This is a genomic window from Microbacterium sp. LTA6 (assembly GCF_045690355.1).
In the GTDB taxonomy this organism is placed as follows: domain Bacteria; phylum Actinomycetota; class Actinomycetes; order Actinomycetales; family Microbacteriaceae; genus Microbacterium.
Genome location: NZ_CP147855.1, coordinates 1,790,415 through 1,802,426, shown reverse-complemented (window position 1 = coordinate 1,802,426; position 12,012 = coordinate 1,790,415). Strand labels below are relative to the sequence as shown.

At 68.5% G+C, this 12,012-nt stretch carries 10 protein-coding genes; 1 reads left to right on the top strand and 9 read right to left on the bottom strand.

What is annotated here, in order from left to right:
• Window positions 1-8 precede the first annotated feature (8 nt).
• The 3 genes from LTA6_RS08490 to LTA6_RS08480 form a co-directional block, all read right to left on the bottom strand.
• Window positions 9-1,592 (bottom strand): FGGY-family carbohydrate kinase, encoded by a 1,584-nt coding sequence (locus LTA6_RS08490; RefSeq protein WP_341977427.1) that lies wholly within the window; start codon window positions 1,590-1,592, stop codon window positions 9-11.
• Entirely contained in the window at window positions 1,589-2,308 is a 720-nt protein-coding gene (locus LTA6_RS08485) for an L-ribulose-5-phosphate 4-epimerase (RefSeq protein ID WP_341977425.1), read from the bottom strand. Before LTA6_RS08485 ends, LTA6_RS08490 begins: the two co-directional genes overlap by 4 nt.
• Window positions 2,309-2,395: 87 nt before the next feature.
• Entirely contained in the window at window positions 2,396-3,409 is a 1,014-nt protein-coding gene (locus LTA6_RS08480; protein WP_363549086.1) for a LacI family DNA-binding transcriptional regulator, read from the bottom strand.
• Window positions 3,410-3,466: 57 nt separating this feature from the next.
• Here LTA6_RS08480 and LTA6_RS08475 point away from each other — a divergent pair, with 57 nt between their 5' ends.
• A complete protein-coding gene (locus LTA6_RS08475) occupies window positions 3,467-4,312 on the top strand; it encodes an NAD(P)-dependent oxidoreductase (protein ID WP_341977421.1) in 846 nt (281 codons plus the stop codon).
• A gap of 57 nt (window positions 4,313-4,369) precedes the next feature.
• On the opposite strand, the gene LTA6_RS08470 is transcribed toward LTA6_RS08475, so the two are convergent.
• The 6 genes from LTA6_RS08470 to LTA6_RS08445 all read right to left on the bottom strand — a co-directional run bounded on the left by LTA6_RS08470 (window position 4,370) and on the right by LTA6_RS08445 (window position 12,012).
• Entirely contained in the window at window positions 4,370-5,407 is a 1,038-nt protein-coding gene (locus LTA6_RS08470; RefSeq protein WP_102194521.1) for an ABC transporter permease, read from the bottom strand.
• Window positions 5,404-6,483 carry an ABC transporter permease gene (locus tag LTA6_RS08465; protein WP_407359169.1) on the bottom strand — a complete coding sequence of 360 codons (1,080 nt, stop codon included), beginning with the start codon at window positions 6,481-6,483 and terminating at the stop codon, window positions 5,404-5,406. The genes LTA6_RS08470 and LTA6_RS08465 overlap by 4 nt, the downstream gene beginning before the upstream one ends.
• Window positions 6,480-8,087 (bottom strand): sugar ABC transporter ATP-binding protein, encoded by a 1,608-nt coding sequence (locus tag LTA6_RS08460; RefSeq protein ID WP_407359168.1) that lies wholly within the window; start codon window positions 8,085-8,087, stop codon window positions 6,480-6,482. Before LTA6_RS08460 ends, LTA6_RS08465 begins: the two co-directional genes overlap by 4 nt.
• An 88-nt stretch (window positions 8,088-8,175) precedes the next feature.
• Window positions 8,176-9,174 carry a substrate-binding domain-containing protein gene (locus LTA6_RS08455; RefSeq protein ID WP_363549109.1) on the bottom strand — a complete coding sequence of 333 codons (999 nt, stop codon included), beginning with the start codon at window positions 9,172-9,174 and terminating at the stop codon, window positions 8,176-8,178.
• 190 nt (window positions 9,175-9,364) lie between these two features.
• Window positions 9,365-10,909 (bottom strand): sugar ABC transporter ATP-binding protein, encoded by a 1,545-nt coding sequence (locus LTA6_RS08450; RefSeq protein ID WP_341977410.1) that lies wholly within the window; start codon window positions 10,907-10,909, stop codon window positions 9,365-9,367.
• A complete protein-coding gene (locus tag LTA6_RS08445) occupies window positions 10,909-12,012 on the bottom strand; it encodes a LacI family DNA-binding transcriptional regulator (protein WP_341977407.1) in 1,104 nt (367 codons plus the stop codon). Before LTA6_RS08445 ends, LTA6_RS08450 begins: the two co-directional genes overlap by 1 nt.

Below are 12,012 nucleotides of genomic sequence, written 5' to 3'. Positions count from 1 at the left end.
GGTGGAGATCAGAGCGATGCGACGGCGGCGGCCTCGATGGCGAGGCCTCCACGGTAACGGTCGAGATACGAGGCGAATCCGGCGACGTCGGACGGGTCGGGATCGACGACGGCGAGAGATGCGCCGGCGAAGACCTGCTGGTCGAGGTACGTCCCGAGGTCGGCAGACTCGGCGTGCGCGAGGTACGACGCCAGCACGGCGATGCCCCACGCTCCGCCCTCGGCGGCGAGTTCGCCCACAGCGACGGGAGCATCGAGTGCTCCCGCCAGGAACCGCTGCGCGACGCCGGCGGTGCGGAACATGCCCCCGTGCGCGAACATGCGGTCAAGACCCACGCCCTCGGCCGCGAGCACCTGCATGCCGAGAGCGAGCGTGCCGAAGACGCCGTAGAGCTGCGCGCGCATGAAGTTCGCCAGAGTGAAGGCGCTGTCGGGCGTGCGCACGAACAGCGGGCGCCCCTCGGCGAGACCGGCGATCGGCTCACCGGCGAGATGGTTGTAAGCGAGCAGCCCACCGGCATCCGCTTCGCCGAGCAGCGCCTCACGGAACAGCGCGTCGAACACGGCGTCGTCGTTCAGCGGGTGGCCGGCCGCTGCCGAGAAACGGGTGAAGAGACCGGCCCAGGCAGCGAGCTCACTCGCGCCGTTGTTGCAGTGCACCATCGCCACCGGGTCGCCGGCCGGCGTCGTCACGAGGTCGAGCTCGTGGTGGACATTCGCGAGCGGATGCTCCAGCACGACCATCGCGAAGATGCTGGTACCGGCGGAGACGTTGCCGGTGCGGGGAGCGACGGAGTTGGTCGCGACCATGCCGGTGCCGGCATCGCCCTCGGGCGGGCAGAGCGGGATGCCAGGCTTCAGGGCGCCGGTCGGATCGAGGAGTCTCGCACCATCGGGTGTGAGCGTTCCGGCCGCGGCACCGGCGGGGAGCACAGCCGGGAGCAGGCGGATGACCGGGGCGGGCATGCGGTCACCGACGAGGGCGTCGTATGCGGTGAGCATCCGCTCGTCATAGTCGCCCGTCGCGGAATCGATCGGGAACATGCCGGACGCGTCGCCCACGCCGAGCACGCGCTCGCCGGTGAGCTTCCAGTGCACGTAACCGGCGAGGGTGGTGACGAAGTCGAGCTGCGGCACGTGCGCCTCGCCGTCGACCACGGCCTGATGCAGGTGAGCGATCGACCAGCGCAGCGGGATGTTGACGCCCAGCAGCTCGGTGAGCTCGGTGGCCGCGACCCCGGTGTTCGTGTTCCGCCAGGTGCGGAACGGCACCAGCTGCTCACCCGCATCGTCGAAGGCGAGGTAGCCGTGCATCATCGCCGAGATGCCGATGGCCCCGAACGAGTCGGGGCGGATGCCGAAGCGATCGTGCGCGTCGGCGACGAGGTCGGCGAGCGCCGCCTGCACCCCCTGCCAGACCTCCTCGAGCGCGTAGGTCCAGAGGCCGTCCTCGAGTTTGTTCTCCCACGCGAAGGATCCCGTGGCGAGCACCTCGGTGGCATCCGCGCCGATCAGGCATGCCTTGATGCGGGTCGAGCCGAGTTCGATGCCGAGGCTGGTGCGACCGGTGAGGAGGTCGTCGCGGCCGCTCATCGGCGGGTGTCCGAGTTCTGGCCGTACACATTCTGGTACCGGTTGTAGAGGCTGTCGATCGCCTCCTGCGGGATCGGGATGAGCGGACCGGCCTCCCGCGCGTGGTGCACGGTGCGGGCGACGTCTTCGACCATGACGGCCGCCTTCACCGCATCCTTCGCGTTCACGCCGATCGTGAACGGTCCGTGGTTCTGCATGAGCACCGCGCGGCTGCGGTGCCCATGCAGGGTCTGTACGATCCCGCGGCCGATCGAATCGTCGCCGATGATCGCGAAGGGGCCGACCGGAATGGGCCCGCCGAACTCGTCGGCCATGGCCGTGATCACGCAGGGGATCTCCTCGCCGCGCGCTGCCCAGGCGACCGCATAGGTCGAGTGCGTGTGCACGACGCCGCCGACCTCCGGCATGTTCCGGTACACGTAGGCGTGCGCCGCGGTGTCGCTGGATGGCGAACGGTCGCTGCCAGGCGTGCCGGGGATGACGTTGCCGTCGAGGTCGCAGAGGATCATGTTCGCCGGCGTCAGGTCGTCGTAGGAGACGCCGGACGGCTTGATCACGAACAGGTCGGCGCCGGGAACGCGGCCGGAGACGTTGCCGCCCGTCCAGACGACGAGGCCGTACCGGACCAGTTCGCTGTGCAGACGTGCGACATCGGCCCGCACGGCCTGGATCGATGCGTCGATCTCGGTGGAGAAGACGGGGGCTTCGTTGCTCACGGGTACCTCTGGTTCGTCGGCGATCACTGTGACCGGTCACAGTAGTGTGTCACGGAGCCCGCCGACCGTCAAGACGACGGACGCGGTTCAGGCGCGCGGCGGAGCCACCGAGTCGCGCACGATCAGCTCGGGGGCGACGGGGGCGAGGTCGGATGCCGGAGCATCTGCCCCTCCGACGACGGCGGCGACCGCACGGCGCGCGAGCTCGTCGAAGTCCTGGCGGACGGTGGTGAGCCGGGGCCAGTAGTACGCGGCATCCGGCACGTCATCGAACCCCACCACACTGAGATCGCGCGGCACGGCGAGACCGATCTCCTGAAGGCCGCCGAGCAGCCCCAGCGCCATCTGGTCGTTCGCGGCGAAGACCGCGGTGACGCCGGAATCCCGCAGCGCCGGCACGGCGGCATAGCCGGATCCCGCAGACCAATCCCCCGCGATGACCGGTCCGATCGGCAGTCCCCGCGCGGCCAGCTCGGCGGCATAGCCGTCAGCGCGCGACTCGGCCTCGAGCCAGTCCGCTGGACCGGCGAGATGCGCGATGCGGGTATGTCCGGCGTCCGCCAGCGCGGCGACCGCGAGTCGCGCTCCGGCCGCCTGGTCGACGGAGAGACCGCGTGCACCGCGCCCCGCCGAGTGCAGGGTGACCACCGGCACGCCGGTGCGGAGCGCGTCGAGCACCTCGAGGGTCCGCGCGTGCGGGGCGACCACGACGATGCCCTCGACTCCCTGGGCGATCAGATGGTCGACGGCGGCGACCACCGCCCCGGCATCCCCGGCGTCGGCGAACGCAGCGCTCACCCAGTACCCGGCCCCGCGAGCGGAAGCCTCGATGGCGGCGATGCTGCGCGACGGTCCGTACTGCAGCGCATCCGATGCCAGCACGCCGAGCGTGCGCGAGCGTCGGGTGCCCAATGCTCTGGCGGCGTTGTTCATCCGGTAGCCGAGCTCGGCCATGGCGGCGAGCACGCGCTCCTTGGTGTCGGCTGCGACCTCGGGATGGTCGTTCAACACCCGCGAGACCGTCTGCCGGGAGACGCCGGCGAGCGCCGCGACATCGCGTACGCCGACGGTGCGGCCGGGGGTGCTGCGGGACTCACTCACGCCGTTGAGTGTATGACCCCGCGCCCCGGCCGCGCGCCTTCGTGCCACTCTGGTGACATGCGCATCGCTCTCACTGGCTCATCCGGCAAGCTCGGTCGCGTCGTCGCACGCGAACTGCGGTCGAACGGCTACGAGGTCATCGGCATGGACCTCTCCGGCCCGCGAGGAGCCGGCTTCGTGCAGGTCGATCTGACGGATTACGGCCAGGTCATCGACGCTTTCACCGCCGTCGGCGATCGTCACGACGGCATCGACGCCGTCGTGCATCTCGGCGCGATCCCCGCCCCGGGCATCCGCAGCGATGTCGCGACGTTCCACAACAACATGCCGGCGACGTTCAACGTGTTCTGGGCAGCGGTGCGCCTCGGCATCCGTCGCATCGTGTACGCCTCGAGCGAGACCGTGCTCGGGCTGCCGTTCGACGTGCCGCCCCCGTACATCCCCGTCGACGAGGAGTATCCGGCCCGCCCCGAGTCGGTGTACTCGCTCGTGAAGACACTCGAGGAGCAGCTCGCATCGGAGCTGGTCCGCTGGCACCCCGATCTCTCGATCACGGCCCTGCGATTCTCGAACGTGATGGACCCGGAGGACTACGCGGAGTTCCCCGACTTCGACGCCGATGCCCTGCGCCGCAAGTGGAACCTCTGGGGCTACATCGACGGGCGTGACGGCGCGCAGGCCGTGCAGCGCGCGCTCGAGGTGGCCGCACCCGGCTTCGACCGGTTCATCATCGCCGCAGCGGACACTGTGATGTCGCGGCCGAACGCCGAGCTGATCGCCGAAGTGTTCCCCGGCGTGCCGGTGACCCGCGAGGTCGGACCGCACGAGACGCTGCTCTCGATCGAGAAGGCGAGGAGCGTGCTCGGTTTCGAGCCGCGGCATTCCTGGCGCGACCACGGGTGAACCGCCCCGGCTACGCGCACGCGGGCCGGGGCGGACTCATCGCTTTCGCTGTCTGCGCTACTCCTTCTTGCGCGTCACCGCGCGCTGCAGCAGCACGAAGACGAGCAGGATGCCGCCCGTGATGATCGTCGTCATCTCCGGGGGGATCCCGCCGTCGCGCGTGATCAGCACGTTCATGAGCCCGAGGACCAGCGCGCCGATGACCGAGCCGAGCACGTAGCCGTAGGCGCCGGTCAGCAGCGTGCCGCCGATGACCGCCGCGGCGATCGCGTCGAGCTCCCAGCCGATGCCCGTGATGTTCTGCGCCGTGCCGAGGCGGGCCGTGTAGAGGACGGCGGCGAGACCGGCGAGGGCGCCGCTGATGACGTAGACGAGAACCTTGGTGCGCTGCACCGACAGGCCCATCAGCAGGGCGGAGCTCTCGGAGCCGCCGATCGCGTAGACCGTGCGCCCGGTGCGGGTGCGGTGCAGGACGAAGAACGCTGCGAGGACGACGATGACCGCGATGATGACGGCCGGCGTGATCACCAGGTCGTTCACCTTCGGGCCGTCGACGACCTTGAGCTGGACGCCGATCCAACGGATCGGGGAGTCCTCGCCGAGACGCTCCGGCTTGGTGCTCAGCAGCGATGCCAGGCCGCGCCCGAGGAACATCATCGCCAGCGTGGCGATGAACGGCTGCACGTTGAAGTACCGGATCAGCACGCCGGACACCACGCCGAAGAGCGCGCCGATGCCGACCATCACGACCATCACCGCGATCGCGTTCCACCCTGCGTTGGCCAGCATCACGCCGGCCACCGAGGAGAACGCGATGATCGAGCCCACGGACAGGTCGATGCCGCCGGTGATGATGACGAACGTCAGAGCCACGGCGAGCACGATCAGGTGCGCGTTGTTGATGAGCAGGTTCGACAGGGTGCTCGCCTGGAGGATGCGCCCATAGGCCACCTCGCCGTAGACGACCATGCCGACGAAGATCACGACGGAGGCGATCGTCGGCAGGACAGAAGGGTTCGCCTGGATCATCCGGCGCACCCGGTCCAGGATGGCCACAGGTTCGTCGCGCACGCGTGCCGCGGTCAGGGCGGTCATGCCTGCACCTCCTCTTTCATGGTCTTCAGCTCTGATGCTGCCGGTTTCTCCCGCCGACGCGTGCGGAACCAGCTGCGAACGCGCTCGGACTGCAGCAGGCAGAGCACGACGATCACGATCGCCTTGAACGCGGGTGTCGCCGACGAGGAGACGCCCAGGAACAGCACGGTCTTGTCGAGGGTCGCGATGAGCAGGGCGCCGACGAATGCCCCGCTGAGCGAGAACTTTCCGCCGGCCAAGGATGCTCCGCCGATCACGACCGCGAGGATCGCGTCGAGCTCCAGCTGGTAGCCGGTGCGGGAGATGTCGACGGTCATCACACTGCCGACCGACATGATGCCGGCGATCCCGGCGAGGATGCCACTCAGGATGTAGGTGGTCAGCAGCAGGCCCTTGGGCTTGATGCCCGCCATCCGGCTGGCCTTGGGGTTGATGCCGATCGCTTCGATCATCAGACCGAGGGCGCTGCGCCGCACGACCCAGCCGACGACGAGGACGATCAGGACGGCGAGGATGAACACGACGGGGATGCCGATGAGGTAGCCGTTCGAGATCCACCGGAACGGATCGTTGGATGCCGCGGTGTTCTGCCCACCGGTGATCACCTTCGCGATTCCGCGGCCGGCGAGCATCAGCACGAGCGTGGCGATGAAGGGTTGCAGTCCGACGTACGCCACCAGCACACCGTTGACGGCGCCCAGGATGGCGGTGATCAGCAGCGCGAGACCGGCGGCGGCGAATGCGACCCCCACCGACCCAGAGTCGCCGGCGGCGTTGAGGAACTCCATCGACACGGCACCGGCGACGGCCATCAGCGATCCGACCGAGAGGTCGATGCCGCCGGTGGCGATGACCAGCGACATCCCGATCGCGATCATCATGATGGGCGCCGCCTGGCGCAGGATGTCGATGAGGTTTCCGACGAGGTTGCCGTTGTTGGGGTTGACCGACATCGCGAGGTACGCGGGGTCCTTCACCACGTTCAGCGCGAGCAGCGCGAGGATCGCGACGATCCCCCAGAAGAACGGCTTGTGGATGAGTTCACGCCAGAGCGACGTGCGAGATGCGGCGGTCATCGCGCCTCCTCCTTCTCGGTGATGTGGGCGATCGTATCGGGTGCCGCGCCGTCGGTCTCCTCGAGGGTCTCAGCGGCCGCATCCACCCCGTGGGCGGCGATCACGTCGACGATCTCCTGCGCGGTGATCTCCGGGCCGTTCTGGATCTCGCCGATCTTGCGATGGTCCTTGAGGACGACGATGCGCTCGGAGAGGCGCACGACCTCCTCGAGTTCGGAGGAGATGAACACGACGGCCACGCCTTCCTCGGCGAGCATCGCGACGGCCTCCTGGATCTCGGCCTTCGCGCCCACGTCGATTCCTCTGGTGGGCTCGTCGAGGATCAATAGGTCGGGCTTCGTGGCGAGCCAGCGACCGAGCAGCACCTTCTGCTGGTTGCCGCCGGAGAGGTTCTTGATCATGCGTTCCGGGTCGGCCGGGCGCACGTTGAGTTCAGCGATGTACTTTTCGACGATCGCGTCCTGCTCCTTGCGCGACATGGGCCGCGCCCAGCCGCGTTCGGCCTGGACGGCGAGGATGATGTTCTCGCGAACGGTGAGATCGCCGATGATGCCCTCGTCGCGGCGGTTCTCGGTGGAGAACGCGATGCGCCGGGCGAGCGCTTCGGCAGGCGACTTCAGATCGGCCTTCGCGCCCTTGACCGTGATCGTGCCCTCGTCGGGGCGGTCGGCGCCGTAGAGGAGCCGGGCGAGCTCGGTCCGGCCCGAGCCGAGCAGGCCGGCGAAGCCGACCACCTCTCCCGGGCGGATCTCGAGGTCCGTCGCTTCGACAGCACCGCGGCGGGCGATGCCGGATGCCGAGAGCACCGGCTTCTCTCCCGCTTCGCGCGGTGCGCGGCGGCGGTTGCCGCCCAGCGACTTGAGGGTGTCGAGGTCCTTGCCGATCATCGTCGAGATGAGCGCATGCCGATCGAGATCGCGCGTGAGGTACTCGCCCTCGTACCGTCCGTTGCGCAGCACCGTGAGCCGGTCGCTGATCGCATAGATCTGGTCGAGGAAGTGCGAGACGAAGAGGATGGCGACGCCCTGATCGCGCAGGGTCCGCATGACGGTGAAGAGGCCTTCGACCTCGGCGGCGTCGAGGCTCGAGGTGGGCTCGTCGAGGATCAGCACCTTGGCCTTGATCGCCATCGCGCGGCTGATCGCGACGAGTTGCTGAAGGGCGATCGAGAGCGTCGAGAGCGGCTTGTGCGTGTCGAGGTGCTCGAGACCGAGACGCGTGAGGGCCTCGGTCGCCGCGCGGTGGGTCGCACGCCAGTTGATGCCGAACGGGCCGCGGATCTCGTGTCCGAGCATCACGTTCTCGCCGATCGACAGGTTCGGCGCGAGGTTGACCTCCTGGTAGACCGTCGAGATGCCGGCCTCCTGCGCATCTGCCGTGCCCGCGAAGCTTCGTTCGCCGCCGGCGACGACGATCGAGCCGGCATCGATCCGGTACACACCGGTGAGCGCCTTGATCAGGGTCGACTTGCCGGCGCCGTTCTCGCCCATGAGCGCGTGGACCTCGCCCTGGAAAAGCCGGAAGTCGACGCCGTCGAGGGCTTTGACGCCGGGGAACTCGATGGAGATCCCGCGCATCTCGACGATGGGGAGTTCTTCGTTCATCGCTGACTCTCAGTTTCGAAGATGGTGTTGCCCGGGTGGCGGACGCGCCGCCACCCGGGCCGGTCGCCGGATCGCTCCGGCGGAGTGATCAGTACTTGCGGTCCGCCAGGACGGCCTTGGCCGCCTCGGCCGAGTCGAACTCCTCGCTCGGGACGACGATGTAGGAATCGACCTTCTCGCCGGCGAGAGCCTTCTCGACGACCTCGAGGGCGGTCTCCCCGAACAGCGGGTTGTACTCGTGCACGTAGCTGAGCTGGCCGTCGGCGAGCGCCGTCATGGCGTTCTTGGTGCCGTCGATCGTGGCGATCTTGACGTCCTTGCCCACGACCAGGCCCGCTTCTTCAGCTGCCTGTGCGGCGCCGAGGCCCATCTCGTCGTTCTGGGCGAACACGAGCTGGATGTTGTTGTTGTTGGCCTTCAGCATCGTCTCGAAGACGCTCTTGCCCTCTTCGGCAGACCAGTTCGCGGTCTGCGCGTCGAGCTTGGTCAGCTTCGTGTCTCCGAGGCCCTCGTCGAAGCCCTTGTTGCGCTCGTTGACGACGCCGACGCCGGCCGGGCCCTCGAGGACGACGTAGTTGCCGCCATCGGGGAAGGTGGCTGCAGCCCAGGCGCCGACCTCCTTGGCGACCTCGACGTTGTCGGGGGCGATGCGGGTGACGTAGAGGCTGTCGTCATCGGGCTCGATGCCGCGGTCGAGCAGGATGACCGGGATCTCGGCCTCCTGCGCACGCTTGAGCGAGTCCTCCCAGCCGGACGCCTCGGTGGCGGACAGCAGGATGACGTCGACGCCCTCGTCGACGAAAGACGTGAATGCGTCGATCTGCGACTTCTGGTCGAGGTTGGTGGCTGGTGCGTACTTGAGCTCGTATCCGGCGTCCTCGGTGAAGGTGTCCTGGATGTTCTGCTCGTTCGCCTCGCGCCATGCTCCCTCGGGGCCGACGGCGACGAAGCCGACGGTGGTCAGCTCACCGGAGCCGCCTCCGTTGCCCTCTTCCGGGGCCGCGGTCGAGCAAGCGGCAAGACCCAATGCGAGCGCGCCGACTGCGGCCAGCCCCAGTGCGGTGCGGATGCGCGTGTTCACGGACATGTTCTCCTCCTTGAGAGGCCGGGGTTCTCCCCCGGCAAGCGTGCGGACCGACGTGGTCCCCTGCGTGATTGCAGGACGCCTGGTCGAGCGCCCTGCCGCGATGTTACCGGGAACAATTCGTGGAACACAACATTTCTCGCAAAGTTCTTTCAAAGTCGCGGCCGCGTTCTCGTTACCGGTCACAGTCCAGTCACGATTCGTCGGTCGATCCCCTGTCTGCGGCGATCATCTCGACGACCGTGTCGACGGTCACCCCGGGGCCGTTGCTCAGCTCGCCGATCTTCTCCCGGTCCTTCAGCACGATGATGCGATCGCTCAAGCGCACGACCTCTTCGAGTTCGGAGGAGATGAATACCACCGCCACGCCGTCGCCGGCGAGCTGTGTGATCCGGCGCTGGATGTCGAGCTTCGCGGCGATGTCGATGCCGCGCGTCGGCTCGTCGAGGATCAGCACGTGCGGGCGCACCGCGAGGGCGCGGGCCAGCAGAACCTTCTGCTGGGTACCACCGGAGAGCAGCTTCACCGGCCGATCGAGGTCGGCGGGGTCCAGGTGCAACGCCTCCACGTAGGTGTCGATCAGCGTCGCGGCCTCCGACGGCGACAACGGTCGCGACCAGCCGCGCAGCGCCTGCAGCGACAGCACGATGTTCTCGCGCGCCGTGAGCTCGCCGATCAGCCCCTGCGTGCGGCGGCTCTCGGCGGTCATCGCGATGCGGTGCCGCAGCGCCGTCGAGGGACTGCGCATGTCGACTTTCGCGCCGTCGACCCATATCTCGCCGCTGTCCGCCCGGACGGATCCGCTCAGCAGGGAGGCCAGCTCGGTCCGTCCGGAGCCGCGCAGCCCCGCGAGGCCGACGATCTCGCCGCGCTGCACCTCGACATCCATCCGGTCCAGTTCGCCACGTCGTCCCAGATCCGTCGCCTGCAGCACGGGTGTGGCGTCCGAGGCGTAGTGGTGGGCCTTGCGCTCCGACTTCAGCGCTCGCAGGCTCTCGATGTCCTTGCCGAGCATCTGCGAGATGAGGTCGGCGCGCTCGAGGTCGCGGGTCGCGTGCTCCCCGATCCAGCGCCCTCCGCGCAGCACCGTCATCCGATCGCTGATCGCGAAGGCCTGCTCGAGGAAATGCGAGACGAAGAGGATCGCGACCCCGCGCTCCCGAAGGCCCCGGATCACGCGCATCAGGATGGCGACTTCGGCCTGATCGAGGCTTGAGGTGGGTTCGTCGAGCACGAGCACCCTGGGGTCGTCGACGACGGCGCGCGCAAGCGCCACGAGCTGCTTCTGCGCCGGCGAGAGCATCGACAACGGAGTCTTCGGGTCGAGGTCGTCGAGGCCGAGCCGTGCCAATGCGGCAGCCGCATCCGCTCTCGTCCGGCGCCAGTCGATGCCGAACATGCCGCGGCGCTCGCGCCCCAGCATGACGTTCTCACCGACACTCAGGTTCGGGCTCAGCTGCGTCTCCTGGAAGACGGTCGCGATCCCCGCGGCACGGGCATCGGCCACACCCGCGAAGCGGCGCTGCTCACCGGCGACGCTGACCGTTCCGGTCACCGGTGCGCAGGTACCGGTGAGGACGGCGATCAGCGTGGACTTGCCTGCGCCGTTCTCCCCCATCAGCGCGTGCACCTCGCCGGGGAACAGCCGGAAGTCGACATCGTCGAGAGCGCGCACCCCGGGGAAATCCACGGTGATTCCTTCGAGCTCGACCAGCGGCTGCGGGTCGGGGAGCGCCATCAGCGCACCTCCCGCGGCGCGGCAGACGACGCCCGCGGCACGAGTTCGGTCGGGATGCGGGTCAGCGGCGGGATCTCGCGCTCCTCCATCGCAGCGCGGAGCATCTCGACGACGGCGCCGCCCAGCGCGTGGAAGTCCTGGCGCACGGTCGTCAGCGGCGGCAGGAAGTGGCGCGCCAGCGGCACATCATCGAAGCCGACGATGCTGAGGTCCTTCGGCACCTCGAATCCCTTGTCATGCAGTCCGTGGATCAGCCCGATCGCCATGTCGTCGTTGGCCACGAAGATCGCGGTGTAGTCGGGGAGGCGGTTCAGTCCCATGGCGAAGTCGTAGGCGAAGTCGGCGGTCCAATCGCCGACCACGATCGGTCGCTCCCGGATACCCCAGGACTTCGCCCTGGAGTGGAAGGCGCGTTCTCTGGCCCGAGCGTCCAGCCAATCCAGGGGGCCGGCGAGGTGCAGGATGTCGCGATGCCCGAGCGAGACGAGGTGGTCGACGACGAGCGTCGTGCCGGCGTGCTGGTCGATCGATACCGTCAGGAACGTGGGGTCGGCATCCGCCTTCACCACGAGCATCGGCACGCTGAGCGAGATCCTGCGCAACGCGGCCACCGACGACGATCGCGGCGCAATCACGCACAGCGCGTCGACGCCCTGCGTGACGAGGTTGTCGACGGCATCCTGCGGGGTGAGCGCATCGCCCTCGTGCAGCGCGACCGCTGTGACCGAGTACCCGGCGGCCCTGGCGGCGAGTTCGACGGCCCGGAGGATGCTGGTCGGACCGAAGGCCACCGGACTCTCGATGATGACGCCGATGCGCCTGGTGCGCTGAGTCGCAAGCGCGCGGGCGACGAGGTTGGGACGGTAGTCGAGCTCTTCGATGGCCTCGAGCACGCGCCGTTTGGTGTCCGGTTTGATGTTCGGGTGATCGTTCAGCACCCGCGAGACGGTCATGTGCGAGACGCCGGCGATCACCGCCACCTGGCGGATATTGGGCTTGTCCGAGCCGACGTTCACCATGCGCACCTCCGTCGGCCCCGCCTTCGATGATGTTACCGAGAACAGCTCCGGCGGCGCAATCGATGCGCAGAAGGACCCGGGCAT

What these genes read in the sequence shown, in the direction of transcription:
- LTA6_RS08460 (WP_407359168.1), bottom strand. Translation starts at nt 8,087, where the DNA reads ATGAACGAAGAACTCCCCATCGTCGAGATGCGCGGGATCTCCATCGAG.
- LTA6_RS08455 (WP_363549109.1), bottom strand. Translation starts at nt 9,174, where the DNA reads ATGTCCGTGAACACGCGCATCCGCACCGCACTGGGGCTGGCCGCAGTC.
- LTA6_RS08465 (WP_407359169.1), bottom strand. Translation starts at nt 6,483, where the DNA reads ATGACCGCCGCATCTCGCACGTCGCTCTGGCGTGAACTCATCCACAAG.
- LTA6_RS08450 (WP_341977410.1), bottom strand. Translation starts at nt 10,909, where the DNA reads ATGGCGCTCCCCGACCCGCAGCCGCTGGTCGAGCTCGAAGGAATCACC.
- LTA6_RS08475 (WP_341977421.1), top strand. Translation starts at nt 3,467, where the DNA reads ATGCGCATCGCTCTCACTGGCTCATCCGGCAAGCTCGGTCGCGTCGTC.
- LTA6_RS08445 (WP_341977407.1), bottom strand. Translation starts at nt 12,012, where the DNA reads ATGCCCGGGTCCTTCTGCGCATCGATTGCGCCGCCGGAGCTGTTCTCG.
- LTA6_RS08470 (WP_102194521.1), bottom strand. Translation starts at nt 5,407, where the DNA reads ATGACCGCCCTGACCGCGGCACGCGTGCGCGACGAACCTGTGGCCATC.
- LTA6_RS08490 (WP_341977427.1), bottom strand. Translation starts at nt 1,592, where the DNA reads ATGAGCGGCCGCGACGACCTCCTCACCGGTCGCACCAGCCTCGGCATC.